The sequence below is a fragment of the Bifidobacterium sp. WCA-178-WT-4B genome, assembly GCF_009696495.1.
GTDB lineage: Bacteria > Actinomycetota > Actinomycetes > Actinomycetales > Bifidobacteriaceae > Bifidobacterium > Bifidobacterium infantis.
This window is the reverse complement of record NZ_VULV01000001.1, coordinates 370,732-390,825: the sequence shown is the minus strand read 5'-3', so window position 1 is coordinate 390,825 and position 20,094 is coordinate 370,732. Positions and strand designations below refer to the sequence as shown.

Genomic DNA, 20,094 nt, shown 5'->3' with positions numbered 1-20,094 from the left:
AAAGCCCCCCTCGGCGGAAAACCGAAGGAGGCTTGGGTGGAGCTGCACTACTTCACAGCGCCTCGCATGACTCCACCGACGACCCACTTTTGGGCGAAGATGTAGACGATGAGGATCGGGGCCATGGCCATCAGGTAGCTGGAGAAGGCCATCGGGTAGTTGGTGGCGAACTGCGAGCTGAAGACGTACTGGGCGAGCGGGATGGTCTGGTTCGACTGGTCGGTCAGGATGATCAACGGCAGGAGGAAGTCGTTCCAGGCCCACAGTGCGGTCAGGATGGCGATGGTGGCGTTAATCGGGCTCATCAGCGGGAAGATGATGGTCCAGAAAATGCGCCACGTGGATGCGCCATCGATTCGGGCCGCCTCTTCCAGCGAAACCGGAATCGAACGGATGAAGCCAGTGGCGATGAACAGGTTCGTGCCCAGGCCGAGCACCGTGTACAGAATGATCAGGCCGACCTGGTTGTCCAGGTGCAGGGAGCCCATCTGCTTCGCAATCGGCAGCATGACGACCGGGAACGGCACGAACATGGCGGCGATGAAGAAGTAGTACAGGAAGCGGAAGAAGCGCTTGTCCATGTTGCGGGCCACGGCGTAGGCCACGAAGGTGTTGGTCAGCAGGGTGAGCACCACGGCGGCCACCGTGATGATCGCGGAGTTGAGCGCGGCCTTCGGGTAGTTGACCTTGGCGGAGGCGTCGGCGAAGTTGTGCCACTGCCACGAGGTGGGCAGGGCGAAGGTGCCGGCTTCGGCCGGAGTCTTCAGCGCGGTGACGATGGTGAAGTAGAGCGGGATCAGAATGGTCAGGCTCAGCACGGCCACGGCGGCGGTCAGCCACCAGTTGATCTTGTGGTCCCTGCGGAACTTGGCGGGCTTGCCGGACTTGGACGGGGTAACTGTTGCAGTAGTCATTTCTTATCCTCCCCTAAATCAGATCTGTTCCTGGCTGCGGGAGATGCGCAGCTGTACGAAGGCGATGATCGCCAGCACGATGAAGAAGAGCACGGCGTTTGCGGTCTGGTAGGCGTACTCGCCACCGGTCAGGCCACCCTTCCAGATGAGGTAGGTGACGGTTTCGGTGGAGGAGTTCGGACCGCCCTCGGTCAAGGCGACGACCTGATCGAAGGTGCCGAGCGCGTTCTTCATGGACAGCACGAGGTTGATGGTGAAGAACGGTCCGATCAGCGGGAATGTGATCTTCCAGAACTTCTGCCAGGCGTTGACGCCGTCGATGGCGGCGGCCTCGTAGATTTCGTCGTCGATGGTCTGCAGGCCGGCGAGGTAGATGAGTACCGAGTAGGCGATGCCCTGCCAGACGGCGAGGAAGACGATTGGGATCCAGCTGAGTTGCTCATTGGTCAACAGCGAGGTGGACAGCCACTTGATGCCCAGCGCCTTGCCGAGCTCGGGCAGCGGGTTCATGAAGATGTACTTGAACACGTAGCCGATGACCAGCACGGAGAGGGTGTAGGGGATGAAGAAGATGGCTCGGAAGCCATTCTTGAAGGCGATCTTCGAGTTCAGCAGCACCGACAGGAACAGGGCGATCACATTAATCAGCACCGTGATGAGAATGGCGATGAGGAACGTGAACAGGTAGGCATGGCCCACTCGGTTGTCCTGGAAGAGGGCGATGTAGTTCTTCAGTCCGATGAACTTGTAATCGCCGTAGCCCTGCGAGTTGGTGAAGGAATACTTTACGCCATCAAGAAATGGCAGGTACAGGAAGAAGGCGAAGATGATGGCCGCCGGAACCACCATCCAGTAGTAGGCGGGGTCCACTTTGCGGGTGGAGAAGGCGGAGACCTTCTTCTTGGCCGGTTTCTTGGCAGCGGTCTTGGTTGCGGTTGCGTGTGACATGATGTTCTCCTCTCCTACCGATCACTCGAAGGTCCTGGCTTGGACCTTGTCCCATTCGGTCTGCATCTGGTTCAGGAAGCGGTCGGTGTTGCCGGAGGTCACCATGGTCTGCAGGTAGCCGCCGATGTTGATGGACGAAGGAATGTAGTGGTCGCAGAAGTCGGCCAGTCGGTTTTCCTCGAAGAACGGGCGCACGGTTTCCAGCGCATCGTTGCCGAAGTAGGTGTCCTTCAGCGGCGTGATGGCGGACTGGGCGTCGGCGTAGGCGTCAAGCTGATCCTTCTGCATGAGGAACTCGACGAGCTTCATCGCTTCCTTGGGGTGCTTGGTGTTCGCACCGATGGTGAGCATCACGTCGTCGCCGGCGGTGAGGATCTGCTCGCTGGCGTCATCGGTGGCCGGCATCTGGGCGAAACCAAGTTCGATATCGGGGTTGATCAGCAGGATCTGCGGGATGGCGTAGGTGCCGAGCGGGATGATCGCGGCCTTGCCTTGGGCGAAGTTCTGCGTGCCCTGCTGGTAGGTGACGCCGGTGTCCGCAGTGGAGTAGGTGAAGAGCTCGGATTCCTTCTCGACTGCGGTCTTCCACAGTTCCTGGAACGTGGTCTTGCCTTGCTTGAGCTCGGTGTACTTCGACTCGGGAACCAGCGTGCCGGTCAGGGAGGCGAGCGGTGCCTGGGTGGTCCAGGCGTCGGCCACGGAACCCTGCAGCGGGTTGATGCCGGCGTCCTTGAAGGTGTTGAGCATATCGGTGAACTCGCTCCAGGTGGTCGGCGGATTCTCCGGGTCAAGGCCAACCTTGCGGAACAGAGCCTTGTTGTAGATGTAGCCGGAGGCGTTACCCGCGAAGGGCAGGCCATACAGGCGCTTCTTGGAGGAATCGGTGGTCTGCACCAGATTCTTGGCGATCTGCACCATGCCGGGGTTGAGGGTGTCCACAATGGGTTCATCGGTGAAGTCGTAGAACACACCGGAGGCGGCGAAGTTGCCGAAGCTGATGTCGCCGTTGAAGGTGATCACGTCCGGCACACGATTCTTGACGAAACGGGTGCGCAGATCGGTCTGGGCGTTGGCGGAGTTGTTGATGTTGACCTTGATGGTCGGGTTCTGCTTCTCAAAGTCGGCGACCATGGACTTGAACTGGTCGGCGGCCTCGGACTTGAACTGGAAGAAATCCAGCGTGACGGTGCCTGCGGTGCTGGAGCCGCAGCCTGCCAGGCCGAACCCGACGGCGATCGCGCACATCACGGCGGCGGTGCGCACGGCCAGACGCTTCAGTCTAGGCGTTGCATGCGGGGAATCGGACAGCATAATTGTTGACTCCTTTATCTTTCTTTTCCTCCGGCTTCGGTGCCGGCGGTTCTTCCACTTTCCAAGGTAACGGTTCGGCCATTTCATTCCCAGCGCCAGCGAGCCCACTTGCGCAAGCAACAAAAAGCGCGGTATTTTGTGATTAACGCAATAAATACAGCGAAGGGGCTTGCATGTCTGATGTCAACGCGATTCCACAGTGGTTTTCCGGATCCGAGCATACGCATCGCGTGGCGGCGGCAATTGCCCAATACGGGCCGATAGCCCGCACTACGTTGGCACAGATGCTGGGACTGAGCCAAGGGGCCTTGTCCCGCATCACCAGCGATCTGATCTACGCCGGGGTGATCGAGGAGCTTCCGGCCGAGGCCGGCCCGTCAGGCAAGCTGCCCGAGCGATTCACGCCAAGGGAAAGTTCGGATCGTCGCGGACGCCCGCAGACTTCGCTGGTGTTGTGTTCGAACGCACGCACCTTCATTGGTGTCAAGGTTCATGGGATGTCGATTGTGGCCGCTGCGGTGAACGCGCATGGCGAGGTGGTGTCCGGCCGGCACGAGGTGCCGATCGGGGCGGATCAGTCGGCTGAGTATGTGGTGTCGGCCATCACGCGGCTGGTGCGCGAATGTTCCGCCGATATCGCCTCTTCCGGACTACCCTCCCCCACTGCGGTGGGCGTTGCGGTAGGTGGGCATGTGGTCGACGATTCGATTGTGACGTTCGCGCCGTTCCTGCATTGGGACGGGGCCACGGACTTGGGGACGATGGTCACAGAGGCGACCGGCCTGCCGTGCGGGGTGTTCAATGATATCGATTCTCTGCTGGTGGATGCCTCCTGGTTCGGGCCGGGTGTCGGCGTGGATATGTTCGCCGTGGTGACCATCGGCGTGGGTGTTGGTTATTCGCTGGCCGTGAACGGCAAGCCAGTGCAGTACCCGGATAAGAGCTATGGTCTGGTGGGCCACGTGCTTATCGATCCGGAGGGGCCGCGCTGCACCAGCGGACATATCGGCTGTTCACAATGCTTGACTGACGATTCAATCGCCGAACAGTACTCTGCGATTGTGGGTCGCGCGGTCAGTTTTGAGGACTTTGCGCGCGATGCCAAGGAACGCGTGCCGCAGGCCACGCAGTTGGTGAACCGGACGTGTTTCCGGTTGGGATCGCTGGTGGCTACGGTGGCGAATATCGCGATGCCCGGGCATGTGATGATTGCCGGGGAGTCCGCGTTTTTGGCCAAGCTCGGCACCGATTCGCTACGTGACGGCATTCGTTTCTACCGTCACAGCCAGACCCAGCCGGTCAAGTTCACGATTATGAACCACGACTGGCAGCTCTGGGCCAAAGCCGCCGCCAGTCGCGTGATTGTGAAGCATATTGGGTAGGCCGTTCTTGGCTCCCCTCAGAGAGGGGAGCCAAGAACGTTGCTTCGCCACAGTTACTCCGCCACGACCAGCAATTACGGACTTGCCTATCGGCAAGGCTCAATCCCACCTTCGCTCAGCTGTCGCTTCGCTCAGGCCGCGGCTACTGACAGCCTACTAGGCTGTCAGCTTAACGCCACAGCCTTGAGCAATACTGCCTGCTGGGGGTGGAGGGACGGGGGACGAATGCCGTAGCGCTGCAGGGCTTCGCCGGTCAGGACTACGCCTTCCTCGTTCCACCAGCCGAGAGTGCTCTGGCCGTTGGTCAGACCGGTCAAATCCAAGCTCGGGTCAAGCGGGCTGACACGGTAGGTGCGCTCGGGGTCAAGTCCGGGCAGATGCACGGGCGCGGCCGGATAGGTCTGGCTGGTGGTCAGCTGGGTGAAGCGGTAGATGGCGGCGTCACGGTTCGGCATCACCATACCGTCCAGACGCACGGCCGGATCGTTGGAGTCGGCGTGCACGCAGGTGTCGATGGCGAACCAGTCGCGGTGCTTCTTGAATTCGGCCACCCACACGGCCAGCTTGGCGAGCGCCTCGTCCGGCTCCTTCAACAGGTTCCATTCGATGCCCATGTGACCGAAGAACGCCATGGCCATGCGCAGTTCCTGGCTGGTGGCGCGCTGGGTGGAGTGTGCGGGGCTGGCGCCCACGTGCTCGCCCATCATCGCCGGCGGCACCAGCAGCGAGGTGTAGCGCTGGATGTCCGCGCGCTCGACCGGGTCCACGCAGTCGGAGACCCAGATACGATCGGCGTGCTCCAGGATGCCAAGATCCACGCGGCCGCCACCAGAGGAGCAGCTTTCGATCTCAAGGCCCGGATGTGCGGTCTTGAGGCCCTTGAAGATGTTGTAGACGGCAAGGGTCTGCGCGTGCACGGCCGGGCGGCCGGAGCGGCGGGAACCGGGCTCGGTGACGAGCTTGTTGTGGTCCCACTTGATGTAGTCGATACCAAGCTCGCCGACAAGCTGGTCCATGCAGCCGTAGATGTAGTCGAACGCATCCGGATTGGTCAGATCGAGCACCTGCTGAGTGCGGCCCTGCAGCGGCAGTCGGCCAGCGGTGGGCGAGAGAATCCAATCAGGGTGGTTACGGGCCACATCGGAATCGGGGTTGACCATTTCCGGCTCGAACCACAAGCCGAATTCCATACCCTTGGCGTGCACGTAGTCGGCGAGCGCCTTCAGGGACTTCGGGCCATCGGGCCAGACGTCCTGCGCAATCTGCCAGTCACCGAGGCCGGAGGTGTCGTCGCGGCGGGAACCGAACCAGCCGTCATCCACCACGAATCGTTCCACGCCGGAGTCGGCGGCCTTGTCGGCGAGCGCCTTCAGCGTATCGAAGTTGTGGTCGAAGTACACGGCTTCCCACGTGTTGAGGATCACCGGACGGCCGTGCGAGAACAGGCGCGGATGCAGGGAGCGCACGTAGGAGTGGAATCGGGCGGCGATCTCATTGAGGCCATCGCCATAGGAGCCGAACAGCCACGGGGTGTCGTAGGAGTTCTGGCCTTCGCCAGGGCCAGCGAGCGTCACTTCGCCGCCGAACAGGAGTTCGCCGCCGCCGATCACGCCGGTCGTGTAGGGCAGACGTTCGGCGGACAGCACGGAGTTGCCGCTCCAGCCCACGTGCACCGAATAGGCGTCGCCATGCTCGAAGCCGAAACCGGGCACGCCGGCGGTCAGGAGCAGGGATGCGTCGAAGTCAGGGCGGCCGGCGAGCTGCGGCTTTTCGAAACGGCCGACGGTCAGCGGCTGGCGCTGCGGACTGCGTTCACGTAGATGGTGACCGGTGGTGGTGAGGATTTCGCCGGCGGATTCGGGCAGCGGGAAGCCGAGCTCGATCTTGCCGATCTCGAGCGGGGCTCCGGCGTCTGCACCGAACAGGTTGGTTACGGTGGCCTTCTGACGGACCAGGCCGCCGGGGAGCAGTTCAAGGTGCCATTCGACTTCCACGCCCTGCTCCTCATCGCGCGCGGTGACTATGACGCCGGGCACGCGGACCGGACCGGTGGCACGGGCATGGCCGGCCACATCGGTGTAGCTTTCGCCGGACACGGCATCGAGGGTGGCTTCCAGCACGCCGCCGGTCTCGATGTTGGTCACGGTGAACTTGGGGAAGAGCTCGACGCCGGCGCGGCGCAGCACCACGCGTTGCTCGCCGATCCAGCTTTCGGCCTGGGTGGGCAGGATGGACGGCCAGACGGTGTCGTCGAGCGCGCCGGACACGCGCTGCGGCTTCAGGGCGTCATAGGCGGCCAGCAGGGTGTCGGGCTTGGCCAGCGGGCGACCCCAGTGGACGATGCGCGGCAGGTCGCTGCCGGCAAACACCAGACCGATCGCCACATTGGCGGCGGGCTGGGTCAGGTAGACGGCGGTGAGTGCGGTACCGTCAGCGGCGGCACCGGTGAAAGTCGAGGTGTTCTCGGCCATATTGTCTCCTTCGACGTGTGTGGATTGGCATTGCACTACTGGTTTCGATGGTAGAAGAAATGGAATATGTTGCCTTGGTGCCGCGTGTTGGTTGCGTGAGGTAAGTAATGCGTCCGTGTCTATCGCCGCTGGGCGAAGAAATCAGTCAGGATGGACTGACACTCGCCTTCCAACACGCCGCCGTGCACTTCAGGACTATGGCCGATATGCGGATCGCGCGGAATATCCCAAATCGAACCGCATGCACCGAGCTTGGGATCCCAGGCACCGAACGCGATGGTGCCGATATGGGTCTGGATGCAGGCACCCGCGCACATCGGGCACGGCTCAAGTGTGACGGCCAGCGTGCAATCGGCGAGATTCCAGGCGCCCAAGGCTTGGGCCGCCTGACGCATGGCGATGATTTCGGCGTGGGCAAGCGGGTCACCATCAGCCTCACGCGTGTTGTATCCGCGCCCGACAATCTGGCCGGCCGCATCCAGCACCACCGCACCAACCGGTACGTCACCAGCGGCTGCAGCCTGACCGGCCAGTTCCAGTGCGCGGCGCATCGCCTCGTCATATTCCATACCAACGAGTGTATGCCTTTTCTCATATCGTCTCATGATGTGCATAATCGGCCGCAAGCTTAACGTTTTCTTCATGGTTCCCATATACTTTTGGTGGAGAAAAATTTAAGGGAGAAGGCGGCAACATGGCGGTATTTGAGCTCATCCTATGCATCATTGCGGCGGTGGTGGTGAGCTCGTTTGCCAGTCGCTTCGTACCGAAGGTTTCCACACCGCTGGTCCAGATTGTGCTGGGCGTGCTGGTTACGTATCTGCCGTTTTTCCCGGATGCAACGCTCGACCCGGAACTGTTCATGGTGCTGTTTATCGCGCCGCTGCTGTATCTGGAAGCGCACGAAATCGATAAGTCGGCGTTGCTGAAAACGCTGGATCTGAGCCTATCGCTGGCTATCGGACTGGCTATCGTCACGATGGCGGCGGTCGGATTCACTTTGCATGCCGTCTGGCCGTCCATCACCTTAGCCTCAGCCTTAGCACTCGGCGCGGCACTCGGCCCGACCGATGCGGTGGCCGTCAGCTCCCTAGGTAAAGAAGCCTCGCTGACGCAGCGTCAGCGCAGCGTGCTGAAAGGCGAATCACTCTTCAATGACGCTTCCGGCATCGTCGGCTTCCAGTTCGCTCTGGCCGCCGCCTTCACTGGCGAATTCGCCGTGGGGCAGGCCGCCGGCGAATTCGTGATCTCCTTCTTTGGCGGCACCTTATTTGGCCTGGTGATAGCAGCAGCGGCCAACTGGCTATTCGAGACCGTGCGATCCCTCGGTTGGGAAACCACCACCACACGTATTCTGATGGAACTGTTCCTGCCCTTCCTGCTGTATTTGGGCGCGGAGGAATTCAATGTGTCCGGCATTCTGTCGGTGGTGGCCGCTGGCCTGTTCATCCGATTCGACCGTACCGGCGTGGGGCCGAATGTGGCACGTACGAATATCGTTTCCACTTCAGTATGGGGTGTGCTGAGTTTCTCGCTCAACGGTGCGGTGTTCATTCTTCTGGGCATGCAGCTGCCGCGCGCCATGAGGGCCAGCTGGTCTGACCCGTATATCAGCAATACCGTGCTGATCGGCATTATTCTGCTGGTCACTCTGGTGGTAATCGCACTGCGGTTCTTCTGGATAGTGGCCATGCTGCGCGTGGCGCGCGACGTGCATACACGGCGACGGCGCAAGATGACCCCCGAACGTTGGCGGTCCGCGACGGTCATGACCTTCGGCGGACCCAAAGGCACCATCACCCTGTCGCTGATGTTCACCATCCCGTATTATCTCGCCGGGGGCGCGCCGTTCCCCATGCGCAACGAGTTGATCTTCATCGCATCGGGCGTCATCGTCGTGACGCTGATGCTGGCCAATTTCTTGCTGCCTTTGCTTGCACCGAACCACGGCAAGGACCCGGTCGCCGAGATGATTCCGGTGACCATCGATGTGTTACGCGCCACCGTGGAGGAACTGACCGGACGCATCACGCCAGAGAATCGCCGTGCGATTCTGATGGTAATCGACCAGTACACCAAACGCATCGGGCGATTGCAGCAGCGCATCGGCGATACCGATCCTCAGGGATTCGAGCAATTGCAGATCGAAGCGCTGCATTGGGAAAAGGAATTCGTGCGCGACCGGCTTGCCGACACCAAGGCGCATCCAGCGGCGGATACGGCCACGCAAGAGCTGAACGTCGAAGCCTGCGAGCGCATGCTTGACCAGATTATGAATACGCTGCGTCACACTTCCACTGATCCTACTTCGGGGCATGCGGTATCGCAGATTCGCGGTCGCTTACGCATGTTCCAGCGGCAGATGAGCAACTACGCCAAACGCACGGTGTCCAAGATTCGCCATACCACGCCATTGGTGAGCGAGGATCGGATTTTCGCGCGCACCCGCGAACTGCAGGTCGAGGCGATTCATCATGTTATCGGCCAGCTTATTGACGAGATGGGCCAGGATACGTACAACACCGAGCATTGTTCGGCGCTGTTGCTGGATTATCGTCGCGCGGCGGCTTCATTGCAGGCACGTCCGAATATGAGCGGCACTACGGAAACCATCACGCAGGTCGAGGACGTAAAGCGCGAGAGCTACGGCATCGAACTCGGTGTGATTCAGGACATGTACGAAGCCGGCGACATCAACCGAACCCAAGCCCGCTCCCTGAGGCGCAACATCTACGTTATGCAGGTCGATGCTGATTCCGGCATCTAGTTTCCTTGGCTCCCTTCTCTGAGGGGAGCCAAGTTGGGGATTGCTATTTCCGTGTGATTCTCTTCAGTATGTGCAGTAGTGCTTGCAGTGCTCACTTCGCCCATGGGAGAACAGTCTATGACCGAGTCAGCCACAAGCGCCCTCGATGTCCGATTGCTGCGACGGCCGCGCCAATTCCAGTGACGGCGGCTGACTACAGCACGCCAGAAGTAATGTCGTTGTCAAGTAGCCACTGGCGCAAATCGGCGAACTCCTCAAGACTCACATTGTGATCCAGACCGTGGTAGCTCTTGGTCTTCAGCCACGTATGCTCTTCCAGCCAAGCGGCGGTGGCGAACAGTTCGTATTTCGGGATTACGCCATCGTTCTTGCCGTACGTATAGAACACGGGGATATCGTAATCGGCCAGGCGAGAGTCGGCGGGGGCCGTGCCGGGCACCTGACCGGGTGTATTGAAGCCGGACAGGGAGACGACGGCCCGGTACCGCTCGGGATTGATACGCAACAAATGCACGGCGACCAGCCCACCTTGTGAAAACCCAAGCGGCACCACGTCACGGTCGGCGGGAATGTTGTCGGCCACCCATCGGTCGACTGCTGTGGCGGCGGCATACGCGTCGTAGTCACGATCATCGCCGATAGGCAGGGCATCGTGGAACCACGCGTAGTTGCCGGGGTCGGGACTGCCCTCACGGGCCGACGCGAGTGTCAGCGGCCCGCGCAATGCCACGAAATCGTTATATGGAGCGATGAGGCGCATGATGTCCGCCATGTCTTCTTCGCTGGATCCCCATCCATGCAGGCACAGGAACAGCGGATGCGTGGCATGCTGGTCGAAGCCGCCGCGCGAGGTGACGCTGTGTTCCACGGTGAGTGGCTCGCCAAAACGTCCGGGTACAGTGGTGGATTCGCGGCCGATCAGGGGCTGGCTGGCATTCGCTTCTTTGCTCATACCAATCCAATATAGAGGTCTTGCGCGCTGTGCGAAAAACGATGGACCATGATTTCAATCACATTGGGTAATCCGCGCCGACTCGCCTTGGGACTTTCCAAGGGATACCGGCAATCTATCAGGCGTTACCGCTGTTTGCGGCTGCGGTGTCTGCGGCTGCGGTGATTGTCTCAAGTTCGCCGCCCCACTGCTGCTGCAGTGCGGTCATCTTGCTGGCCTCGCCGAACACCATCCAACGTTTGCCGCTCAGCAATCGCCAATCACCTTTCGTTTGCTCATTATCAGCGTATTGGCTCAGCAGTTCGGAAATCTTGCTTTCGATAGGTGCCCGGCTGATGGCTGCGGACGATTCCGATTCAAAGGACACGAAGGCCACTCTCGGATCAGTGCACATCTGTACGGTGGTGATGCCTGGCAAACCGCCCGTATCAAGCCCCTGCCATCCTTCTTTGCACGCGCCAGCAGCTTGTTCTATGCCTTGCTCCATCTGTGCGGTATCTTCGACGGGTGCCTTGTCGTTCGACTGCTGAATCAGTCCTTCCGGGAACAATACGCCCATGGCCACGCCGATAACCAAGCAAACTATGGCGCACACCAGTGCGATGATGCCGCCCGCACCCACTCCCCCGTGAGTGGCGTACCGAGGCATGGTAGCTCGCGCAGCGATGACCAGAATCAGGGTGATGCCGATAAGCACCGCCGCCGTCAACGCAATGTATCGTCCTGGCACTGCCGTCATAAAGGAAATGGCGTAAGGCGCGATTTCATGAACCGCCGAGGTGGCCGATACCACGACGGCTAGCAGTCCGCTGACAACGGCAAGTCTGCGGCACAACATCGACGTTGGGCTGCTGGCTTTTGTAGCGGCGAATCGCCGGCCGGCATTCCGCCTGGATGGGCGTCGATTCTGTGCGCGACGTGATCTGCGCGAATCGTCATACTGACCATCGCCGAAGAAATCGTAGTCCTCATCGTTGCGCGCCATCGGTGCCCCTTCCTGCCGATTACACAGCCAGTGTACCGCTATGGCTTGGGAATGGCGGTCATTCGGGGGAATGATTCAGGGCAAAAAAAGAACCCCGGCGGTTGCCCGCCGGGGAGAGAAAGGAGAGAGAAGAAGAAAGGGGATTCAATTGTCGGGAACTGCTGCGGCTCCTGATCAGCTTTCCGCTGACATCTTTTATATAACCACTGCTTTCTGGGTCTACCTCTAAGTTTCTCTGAAAAAAACCTGAGAATACTTGCGATTGATGGACCGCGGAAGCGTGAGGAGCCTCTCATGTTTCCGCCCAAGGCGCTAGACTTGAAGGCAGTATTTATTTGCCCAAGGAGTTTTTTCACATGCTGCTGTCCGACCGCGACATTCTCGCCGCACAGTCCGCAGGTCATATCTCACTTGATCCGTGGACCCCCGAAATGGTGCAGCCCGCCTCCATCGACGTACGACTGGATCGGTACTTCCGTTTGTTCAATAACCACGCCTACACCTATGTCGATCCGGCGGAAAACCAAGGCGCACTTACCGAACAGTTCGAGGTGGCTCCCGACGAACCGTGGATTTTGCACCCCGGCGAGTTCGCACTGGGTTCCACGTGGGAATACGTCAAGTTGGACCCGTCCATTGCCGCCCGCTTGGAAGGCAAGAGCTCACTGGGTCGATTGGGTATTCTGACCCATTCGACTGCGGGCTTCATTGACCCCGGTTTCGAGGGGCATATTACGCTTGAGCTGTCTAATGTGTCGACGCTGCCGGTCAAACTATGGCCTGGCATGAAAATCGGCCAGATGTGCTTCTTCCAGCTGAGCTCGCCCGCTGAGCACCCTTATGGCTCCAAGGGCACCGGCTCGCATTATCAGGGCCAGCGGGGTCCGACGCCGAGCCGTTCCTACGAGAATTTCTACCGCGCGCACATCGACGACTGAGCGTTGCGACGTACCATTCGGCCGGCGGATGCCGGCCATTTGCTTAATCCCAAGGAGATGTCATGACCAACAGCGATGGTGGGTTCCAGTTCGACTTCCAGCAGCACGAAAAGCCGGTCAGGCCAACGGTTCCTCCGATTCCCGGGCAAGAGACGGCAGCATATAGCACGGAGCCCACGGCACAGGCCACACCGGCTCTGCAGTTCCCGCAGTCTGTGCAGTCTGTGCAGCCGACGCAGTTTGCACAGCCGACGCAGCCCATCGATCAGGCCATGACGCAACCGTTCTCGCCGCAATTCCCGGCTGCGGTTGCCGCACAAGCACCACAGCCGGCGGCAGCCACACAGCCAGCAGTATCCGAAACACCAATCGCCGCTGCGCCCGGCCAGCAGCAATACGTTTGGGATCAGGCGACGCAAAGCTTCCGCCCGGTGGAACCGACAGCGCCGGTGACACCAGCAGCACCAGCGGCACCGGCGACATCGCCTGTTTCGGCAGCTTCAAACGCCGCGACACAAGCGTTCCAGCCCAGTCAGGCCGAGCAGCCTGCGGTAGATGCCGAAGCAACACAGGTGTTCCAACCTGATTCAGCTGCGGCCACACAGGCATACGGCGCATCATCCACCGTATCCGGTGAGACCGTTGCCATGCCTGCAACGCAAGTAGCGTCTGCCGATGATGCCGCAGCCACACAGGTGTTCCAACCGGCCGCCCTGGCCGCTTCGGCACAGGCTCAGCCTGCTGTGATGCCTCCCTCCATTCCGTTGGCTCAGGTCTCCGATGAGGACGATTCCGATGGCGCCGAGCCTCGTCACGGCGGTAGCGGCAAAAAGAACACCCTCAAAATCGTCGGCATTGCCGTAGCGGTAGTCGCCGTGATAGCGCTGGTTGTCGCCGGCCTGCTCTGGTGGCATTCCGACAGCAGTAAGGCGAGCCAAGCCGTGGCATTGGCCGAGTGCAAGGTAGCGGCCAAGCAGTACACGAATGCGCAGAAGAAGCTCACCACCGCCATATCCAATGGCCAAACCAGCGCGCAAATATCCACCAGTGATGTGGCCGATGCCAATACGCTCACCACGCTGAATCAGGCGTTGCAAGACGCCGGCAACCCGGCTGACACCGCCAAGTGCGATTCCAGCCTCAACGCCACTGAGTTGAAGTCTCACATTAAAGAGCTGCAGAATGATGCCAGCGACATGGCTGACAAGACGGATGCCATCAACAATGCGATCAAGGCCGTTAACACTTCAAAGGCGACGGCCGATACCGACACACTGAAATCGAACCTGAGCTCGGCTATTTCGCAGGCGCAGGGCACGCTGGATAATTCCGCGGGCAGTGTGGCCGATGAAAACACCCGCACCGCGCTGCAAAACGCCATCACCGAGGCCAATACGGTGATGAACGGGACCAGTCCGTCCGAATCCGACGTCAACAATGCGATTTCTAAACTGCAGAAAGCCGAGTCCGACATCACCGCCTCGATGCAGGCCAAGCAGCAGGCAGATGCCGCCAAGCAAGCTCAGGAAGAGGCTCAGCGGAAGGCCGACCAAGAGGCACAGCAGAAGGCCAAGCAGCAGGCACAGCAGAAGTCTCAAGACGGGTCCACCTCTACTGACGGCCCCGACGGCAGCCACAACTGAGGTCTGCAGCGTTCTCCCGTTTCCCATGGGGCGGTAACTTCCCCATGGGGCGGTTAGCGCATTTTCCTTTTTCGCGGAATAATGCCGTTTTCAGCGACCGCCCCATGAGGAAATCACCGCCCCATGGGATAATTACCGCCCCATGAGGAGCCGTTTGGATATAGCAGTGGGCCGGGCCCTGAACACCAGAGCCCGGCCCACTGCTATATGCCCACAATCAGGGCTATTGCGATGGCTTAACGCTTGGCCATCGCGCGTAGCACAATCTTGCGCAGCTCGGAGGCGAGCAGCACGATTGCGGCCAAGCAGATGCACTCCACCCACGCCATCGGGCTCAGCGCCACGGTGCCGAACGGGCCATTGAGGAACGGCACATAAATCACCGCAAGCTGCAGCACCACGGACAAACCAATCGCCCCCCAGAGCCACGCATTGGAGAACAATCCCACGAACGCGGACTGCAGATGCGAACGGGAGGCAAGCGCGTTGAACAACTGGGCGAACACCAGAATCGTGAAGCCCATCGTACGGGCCTCGGTCATCTGCGCCTCATGGCCGATGGCCTCCACCGAACGGTCGGTGAACAAGCCGCCGGACAAGTGCATATCCATGCCAATCAACGTAACTACCGCCATGATGACGCCGACGAAGATGATGTCGCCCCACATCGAAGCATCGATCACACGATCCGTCATCTTGCGGGGTTTGCGGCCCATCACATCATCGGTCTGAGGATCGACGCCCATGGCCAACGCCGGAGCGGCATCGGTCAGCAGGTTGATCCACAACAGCTGGGTGGCGAGCAACGGCACCGTGACACCCACGGTCTCCGGCTGGCGGATGCCGAGGAAGCCGGCAAACACCACGCCAAGAAACACGGTGAACACCTCGCCCACATTGGAGCTCAGCAGGTAGCGCAAGAACTTGCGGATGTTGTCGAAGATCACGCGACCCTCGCGTACGGCGGCCACGATCGTGGAGAAGTTGTCGTCCGCCAGAATCATCTTGGCGCTCTGCTTGGTCACCTCGGTGCCGGTGATGCCCATGGCCACGCCGATATCCGCGGACTTGACGGCCGGCGCGTCGTTCACGCCGTCACCGGTCATGGCCACGATATTGCCTTGCCGCTGCAAGGATTCGACGATCCTGAGCTTATGCTCGGGCGCCACACGCGCATACACGGACACTTCGGCGGTGGCCTTGTCGAACGCGGCCTCGTCGGGCAGGCGATCAAGCTGGTCGCCGGTCAACGCCTGACCGTCCTTGGCGATGATGCCAAGATCGGAGGCTATGCGGGCGGCGGTCAGCGGATGATCGCCCGTGATCATCACCGTACGGATGCCCGCACGATGGGCCTCGGCCACGGAATCACGCACCTCGGTACGCGGCGGATCGATGATGGCGACCATGCCGTTCCAGATAAGATCGGTTTCGATGGCCTCGGCCTGATCGGCGATGTCGGACACCTGGCCCGCGGCGTTGACGCTCACACCGGGAACATCGGCCAAGACGCTGGTCTCCAGCGGACGGCACGCCTCACCGAGCGTGCGATACGCCTCGGAGGAAAGACGTTCGACGGCGGCGAGAATCGACTGACGGTCGCCTTCGGTGAGTTTGCGGACCTGTCCGCCCACGCGGATACGCGAGCAGTAGCTCAACAGCACGTCCGGCGCACCCTTGGCGAACACGGTGAGATTGTCGGCATCGGCGCTGTCCTTGGCGATGATGGACATGCGCTTGCGCTCCGAAGTGAACGGGATCTCGCCCACGCGCGTGTATCGCGTGATCTTGCGATCGGCCTTGACCTTGCGGGCGGCCACGATAAGCGAGACTTCGGTGGGGTCGCCCACGATCTCCCAGCGGCCGTTCTCCTCACGCAGTTCACCGTCGTTCGCAAGCGTGCCGGCCACAAGCGTGGCGACGACCTCATCGGCCATGATCCGGGCCTGCTCGGACTCGGGATCGACGCCGCCGGCCAGTACCATACGCCCTTCGGGTGCATAGCCGGTGCCGGTGATCTGCACTTCGCCGGACGGGGTGACCACACGTTCCACGGTCATCTCGTTGCGGGTCAGCGTGCCGGTCTTATCCGAGCAGATCACGGAAGCGGATCCCAGGGTTTCCACCGAATGCAGCTTCTTGACGATCGCGTTGTGGGCCGCCATGCGCTGCACGCCAAGCGCCAGCACCACGGTCAGAATGGCGGCCAAACCTTCCGGCACGGCGGCTACGGCAAGCGAGACGGCCAGCAGCAAGGAATCAATCACGTCATGGACGTCGTTGAAGCCTTCCAGCACGGCGAGCGCCACCAGCACCACGACGGCGATGACGCACACCGCAATGCCGAGGATCTTGGAGACGTAATCCATCTCCTTCTGCAACGGGGTTTTCTCGTCCTCTGTGGCGGAGAGCATGTCGGCGATCTTGCCGACCTGCGTATTCATACCGGTGCCGGTCACGATTGCGCGGCCGGTGCCTTGCGTCACGGAAGTACCGTTGAAAATCATGTTGGCGCGGTCGCCCAGCGCCTTGGCCTCGGTGAGTGTGTCCGGCTTCTTGCCAACCGGCACGGATTCGCCGGTCAGTGAAGCCTCGGCGATGCGCAGGCTGGCCGCGTTGACCAGTCGGCCATCAGCGGAGACCGAATCGCCTTCCGCAAGGACGATGATGTCGCCGGGAACCACGTCGGCGGTGTTGATGCGCATGACCTTGCCATCGCGCAGCACCGAGGTCTGCGGGGCCGTCATTTGTGCGAGCGCTTCGACGGCCGCCTCGGCCTTGGCTTCTTGCATGTAGCCGAGCACAGCATTGACAATCAGGATCAAGATGATCACGATGGCGTCGAACGGAAGCGCCTCGCCGCCTTCCGCGCCGGGCTGCGCATTGGCTTTTTCGATGAACCAAGCGATCACCGAGATAATAGTGGCCGCGATCAGCAGGTAGACCAGCGGATCCTGGAATTGGGCCAGGAATTTCTTCCATTTCGGTACGGGCGGGGCGCTGGCGAGCTCGTTCGGGCCGAATTTGGCCAGTCGGCGCTTGGCTTCTTCCTCGCTCAGGCCGTGGGATGGGTCGACGTTCAGGGCTTTGGCCACGTCGTCGGCGCTGGTCAGACTCGGATCGGCATCCCCCAATAACGCTTCCTGTGCGCGCACTTCTTCCGATTCCACGACCCCGTTCGTTGCGGTCGCGGACTTTGCGGATTGATCGTTACGATCATCCATGGTGTTCTCCTTGGTATCGCCGCGGAGTAGTCAGCCTCGCGCCGGCACCGGGTTGTCTCTCCCGGGCGGCGCAGGACTGCGCGGTTATGGGCATCGACGCAATTGCAGCCGATGCGTACGATGCCATTATTCCATAACCCGGCGGCACACTGGTCAAGCCATGACGGGCGAGCTGGGCGCGGACATCGTCGAGCGGTACAACGACTCGTCCATCGCTGCGGCCGCGCTGCCCGCCCTGACCTCGGTGCGTCCGCCGTACGCGCGTATCGTCACCGAGGTCTTGCGTCTCATCGAAATCGGGCCCGGGAATCCCACGCACATCTCGTTGCCGCCGGAACTCATCGTGCGCGTCTCGAGCTCGAATCGGTTTATCTGACGGTGAGGGCGCCCACTTGCGCGCCGACGGCCACCGTACCGGAACCGGTAAGATCCAGAGCGGCGATGCTGGCCGGATTGGTGAACACCACGATGACGTCGGTGGCTTTGCCCGCGGCCTTGACCGCATCGAGATCGACCTTCTCGATGGGATCGCCGGCCGCGACCGTCTGCCCGGCACTCACCAGCATCGTGAAAGGCGCACCCTTGAGCTGCACGGTATCGACGCCGATATGCACCAGCACCTCGACGCCGCCCGGAGTGGTGATGCCCACGGCGTGTTTGGCATCGGCCACGGTGGTCACCGTTCCGGAAACAGGGGCGACGACCAGTCCGGAGGACGGCACCACGCCGAACCCATCACCCAGAATCCTGGCAGCGAACGTATCGTCGGGCACCTTCTCGATGGACTCCCACACACCGTCGCATGGGGCGAGAACCGAGGTCGCGGCGGCGGGGGCGGGCGACGTCTCATCGCTGTTGTGGAACAAACCGGAGAACAATCCCATAATGACTCCTTGAAAATCAATGATGGACGATAACGGACGGTTGCGTGACGCCGATCATGTCGACGTCACGCAACCCGATCATCATGCCATGCGCCAGACTGCCAAGCGCTAGGCTTTGTGCAGCTCCTCCATGGCATCGGCCACGGCCTGTACCTGCGTGCCGACCACGACCTGGACATTCTTGTCGTCGATGACCTTCACGCCGGGCACCAGCTTGCGGATGGCGTCCACATCCACCTTGGCGGTGTCCTTGACGCCCAGACGCAGACGGGTCACGCAGTTCTCGATGTCGACGATGTTGGCCTTGCCGCCAAGCAGCGCGTAGAGCTTCGCGGCCAACGCGGCGTACTTGTCGCGGGAGACCGCGGCGGCCGGGGCGGCGGGGGCGGCACCGGTGTCGAGAATGCCCGCCACGGCGGCGGCGCCTTCGTCGTCAACGCCATCGCCACGACCCGGGGTCTTGAGGTCGAACTTCTTGATCATGAACGTGAACACGAAGTAGTAGATGACCGCGAAGACCAGGCCCTGCACGATGAGCATCCACGGCATATGCGCCTGCGGCACACGCAGCGAGAGGAACCAATCGATGAAGCCGGCGGAGAAGTTGAAGCCGGCGATCCACTGGAAGGATGCGGCGATGAACACCGACAGGGCGGTGAGCAGCGCGTGCACCACGTACAGCGGGAAGGCGGCGAACATGAAGGAGAACTCCAGGGGCTCGGTCACACCGGTGAGGAAGGCGGCCAGACCACCGGCGAGCATCAGGGAGCCGACGGTACGACGATTCTCCGGCTTGGCGCAGCGGTAGATGGCGAACGCGCCCGCGGGCAAGCCGAACATCATGATCGGGAAGAAGCCGGCCTGGTACATGCCGGTGACGTACTCGCCCCACGGCTGGAATCCGCCGGTGGCCAGCACGGCCTTGGTGGTGCCGTTGAGACCACCCACACCGTTCCAGAACTTGGTGATGTCGTCAATGCCGGCAAGGTTGAACCAGAACACGTTGTTGAGGGCGTGGTGCAGACCCGTGGGGATGAGCAGACGGTTGAAGAAGGCGTAGATGCCGGCACCGACCGCACCCATGCCCATCAGGGACTCGCCGAAGGCGACCAGACCGTTGTAGACCAGCGGCCACACGAACAGCAGCACCAGGGAAATGACCGACATCAACGCGGCGGTCAGAATCGGCACGCAGCGACGGCCGGAGAAGAAGGCCAGGAAGTCGGGCAACTTGGTCTTGCTGAAACGGTTGTACAGCGCACCGGACACGCAGCCGACCATGATGCCGAAGAACACGTTCTTGTTGCCGATGGCGCCAGGAGCAAAGGCGGCCGGCGGGTTCTCGGCGTCGAAGCCCAGGAACATGGAGGCCGAGCCCATGATCGTGGTGATGGTCATGAAACCGACCAGACCGGACAGGGCCGAGGCGCCGTCCTTGTCACGGGCCATGCCGACGGCCACGCCAACGGCGAACAGCAAGCCCAGATTGTCGAGGATCGCCGAACCCGTCTTGCACAGATAGGCGGCGATGACGTTGCCGCCACCCCAACCGCTCGGATCGATCCAATAGCCGATGCCCAGGAAGAGCGCCGCGGCGGGCAGGCAGGCGACGGGCAGCATCAGCGCGCGGCCTAGTCGCTGAATATAGGCTTTCATTTCTTTCTCCCTTCATGCG

Annotated in this window: 15 protein-coding genes; 5 read left to right on the top strand and 10 right to left on the bottom strand. The window is 61.3% G+C overall.

Annotated elements, in window-relative coordinates; all coding sequences use genetic code 11:
• Window positions 1-47 precede the first annotated feature (47 nt).
• Genes FYJ31_RS01745 through FYJ31_RS01735 form a run of 3 tightly spaced genes read right to left on the bottom strand, consistent with a single transcriptional unit; the run spans window position 48 to window position 3,173 of the window.
• Window positions 48-914: a carbohydrate ABC transporter permease gene (locus FYJ31_RS01745; protein ID WP_007051830.1), complete on the bottom strand. Its 867-nt coding sequence runs from the start codon at window positions 912-914 to the stop codon at window positions 48-50.
• An 18-nt stretch (window positions 915-932) separates the two neighbouring features.
• Complete coding sequence (locus FYJ31_RS01740) at window positions 933-1,862, bottom strand: carbohydrate ABC transporter permease (protein WP_007051829.1); 930 nt, start codon at window positions 1,860-1,862, stop codon at window positions 933-935.
• A gap of 21 nt (window positions 1,863-1,883) precedes the next feature.
• Complete coding sequence (locus FYJ31_RS01735) at window positions 1,884-3,173, bottom strand: ABC transporter substrate-binding protein (RefSeq protein ID WP_007051828.1); 1,290 nt, start codon at window positions 3,171-3,173, stop codon at window positions 1,884-1,886.
• 173 nt (window positions 3,174-3,346) lie between these two features.
• On the opposite strand from FYJ31_RS01735, the gene FYJ31_RS01730 reads away from it, so the two are divergent.
• Window positions 3,347-4,555, top strand: coding sequence for an ROK family transcriptional regulator (locus tag FYJ31_RS01730; protein ID WP_047379305.1), 1,209 nt, complete (start codon window positions 3,347-3,349; stop codon window positions 4,553-4,555).
• Window positions 4,556-4,719: 164 nt separating this feature from the next.
• Here the strand turns inward: FYJ31_RS01730 and FYJ31_RS01725 are convergent, their stop codons facing one another.
• A complete protein-coding gene (locus FYJ31_RS01725; RefSeq protein WP_154535789.1) occupies window positions 4,720-7,026 on the bottom strand; it encodes an alpha-galactosidase in 2,307 nt (768 codons plus the stop codon).
• 119 nt (window positions 7,027-7,145) lie between these two features.
• A complete protein-coding gene (gene tadA, locus FYJ31_RS01720) occupies window positions 7,146-7,595 on the bottom strand; it encodes a tRNA adenosine(34) deaminase TadA (RefSeq protein ID WP_007051825.1) in 450 nt (149 codons plus the stop codon).
• Between the two features lie 125 nt (window positions 7,596-7,720).
• On the opposite strand from tadA, the gene FYJ31_RS01715 reads away from it, so the two are divergent.
• The gene (locus FYJ31_RS01715; RefSeq protein ID WP_154535788.1) at window positions 7,721-9,793 is read left to right on the top strand and encodes a cation:proton antiporter; all 2,073 of its coding nucleotides are present in this window, start codon (window positions 7,721-7,723) and stop codon (window positions 9,791-9,793) included.
• A gap of 193 nt (window positions 9,794-9,986) precedes the next feature.
• Here the strand turns inward: FYJ31_RS01715 and FYJ31_RS01705 are convergent, their stop codons facing one another.
• Both FYJ31_RS01705 and FYJ31_RS01700 read right to left on the bottom strand, forming a co-directional pair.
• The gene (locus FYJ31_RS01705) at window positions 9,987-10,745 is read right to left on the bottom strand and encodes an alpha/beta hydrolase (protein ID WP_032743474.1); all 759 of its coding nucleotides are present in this window, start codon (window positions 10,743-10,745) and stop codon (window positions 9,987-9,989) included.
• Window positions 10,746-10,863: 118 nt separating this feature from the next.
• Complete coding sequence (locus tag FYJ31_RS01700) at window positions 10,864-11,730, bottom strand: hypothetical protein (protein ID WP_154535787.1); 867 nt, start codon at window positions 11,728-11,730, stop codon at window positions 10,864-10,866.
• 356 nt (window positions 11,731-12,086) lie between these two features.
• Here FYJ31_RS01700 and dcd point away from each other — a divergent pair, with 356 nt between their 5' ends.
• Both dcd and FYJ31_RS01690 read left to right on the top strand, forming a co-directional pair.
• Window positions 12,087-12,668: a dCTP deaminase gene (gene dcd / locus FYJ31_RS01695; RefSeq protein WP_007051821.1), complete on the top strand. Its 582-nt coding sequence runs from the start codon at window positions 12,087-12,089 to the stop codon at window positions 12,666-12,668.
• Window positions 12,669-12,730: 62 nt separating this feature from the next.
• Complete coding sequence (locus FYJ31_RS01690) at window positions 12,731-14,311, top strand: FIVAR domain-containing protein (protein ID WP_154535786.1); 1,581 nt, start codon at window positions 12,731-12,733, stop codon at window positions 14,309-14,311.
• 236 nt (window positions 14,312-14,547) lie between these two features.
• On the opposite strand, the gene FYJ31_RS01685 is transcribed toward FYJ31_RS01690, so the two are convergent.
• Window positions 14,548-17,535 carry a cation-translocating P-type ATPase gene (locus FYJ31_RS01685; RefSeq protein ID WP_154535785.1) on the bottom strand — a complete coding sequence of 996 codons (2,988 nt, stop codon included), beginning with the start codon at window positions 17,533-17,535 and terminating at the stop codon, window positions 14,548-14,550.
• Between the two features lie 160 nt (window positions 17,536-17,695).
• Between FYJ31_RS01685 and FYJ31_RS01680 the strand changes: the two genes are divergently transcribed.
• Window positions 17,696-17,911, top strand: a complete 216-nt coding sequence (locus tag FYJ31_RS01680) for a substrate-binding domain-containing protein (RefSeq protein WP_154535784.1) — start codon at window positions 17,696-17,698, stop codon at window positions 17,909-17,911.
• Here the strand turns inward: FYJ31_RS01680 and FYJ31_RS01675 are convergent.
• Window positions 17,904-18,419, bottom strand: a complete 516-nt coding sequence (locus FYJ31_RS01675; RefSeq protein WP_154535783.1) for a PTS sugar transporter subunit IIA — start codon at window positions 18,417-18,419, stop codon at window positions 17,904-17,906. The two genes, FYJ31_RS01680 and FYJ31_RS01675, sit on opposite strands and share 8 nt — an antisense overlap.
• Before the next feature lie 108 nt (window positions 18,420-18,527).
• Window positions 18,528-20,075 carry an N-acetylglucosamine-specific PTS transporter subunit IIBC gene (nagE, locus tag FYJ31_RS01670; protein WP_154535782.1) on the bottom strand — a complete coding sequence of 516 codons (1,548 nt, stop codon included), beginning with the start codon at window positions 20,073-20,075 and terminating at the stop codon, window positions 18,528-18,530.
• Between the last annotated feature and the right edge of the window lie 19 nt (window positions 20,076-20,094).

Bases quoted from the DNA above. Each gene is read 5' to 3' on its own strand.
- FYJ31_RS01690 (WP_154535786.1), top strand. From the start codon at position 12,731: ATGACCAACAGCGATGGTGGGTTCCAGTTCGACTTCCAGCAGCACGAA.
- dcd (WP_007051821.1), top strand. From the start codon at position 12,087: ATGCTGCTGTCCGACCGCGACATTCTCGCCGCACAGTCCGCAGGTCAT.
- FYJ31_RS01735 (WP_007051828.1), bottom strand. From the start codon at position 3,173: ATGCTGTCCGATTCCCCGCATGCAACGCCTAGACTGAAGCGTCTGGCC.
- FYJ31_RS01700 (WP_154535787.1), bottom strand. From the start codon at position 11,730: ATGGCGCGCAACGATGAGGACTACGATTTCTTCGGCGATGGTCAGTAT.
- FYJ31_RS01740 (WP_007051829.1), bottom strand. From the start codon at position 1,862: ATGTCACACGCAACCGCAACCAAGACCGCTGCCAAGAAACCGGCCAAG.
- FYJ31_RS01685 (WP_154535785.1), bottom strand. From the start codon at position 17,535: ATGGATGATCGTAACGATCAATCCGCAAAGTCCGCGACCGCAACGAAC.
- FYJ31_RS01745 (WP_007051830.1), bottom strand. From the start codon at position 914: ATGACTACTGCAACAGTTACCCCGTCCAAGTCCGGCAAGCCCGCCAAG.
- tadA (WP_007051825.1), bottom strand. From the start codon at position 7,595: ATGGAATATGACGAGGCGATGCGCCGCGCACTGGAACTGGCCGGTCAG.
- FYJ31_RS01715 (WP_154535788.1), top strand. From the start codon at position 7,721: ATGGCGGTATTTGAGCTCATCCTATGCATCATTGCGGCGGTGGTGGTG.
- FYJ31_RS01675 (WP_154535783.1), bottom strand. From the start codon at position 18,419: ATGGGATTGTTCTCCGGTTTGTTCCACAACAGCGATGAGACGTCGCCC.
- FYJ31_RS01705 (WP_032743474.1), bottom strand. From the start codon at position 10,745: ATGAGCAAAGAAGCGAATGCCAGCCAGCCCCTGATCGGCCGCGAATCC.
- FYJ31_RS01725 (WP_154535789.1), bottom strand. From the start codon at position 7,026: ATGGCCGAGAACACCTCGACTTTCACCGGTGCCGCCGCTGACGGTACC.
- nagE (WP_154535782.1), bottom strand. From the start codon at position 20,075: ATGAAAGCCTATATTCAGCGACTAGGCCGCGCGCTGATGCTGCCCGTC.
- FYJ31_RS01680 (WP_154535784.1), top strand. From the start codon at position 17,696: ATGACGGGCGAGCTGGGCGCGGACATCGTCGAGCGGTACAACGACTCG.
- FYJ31_RS01730 (WP_047379305.1), top strand. From the start codon at position 3,347: ATGTCTGATGTCAACGCGATTCCACAGTGGTTTTCCGGATCCGAGCAT.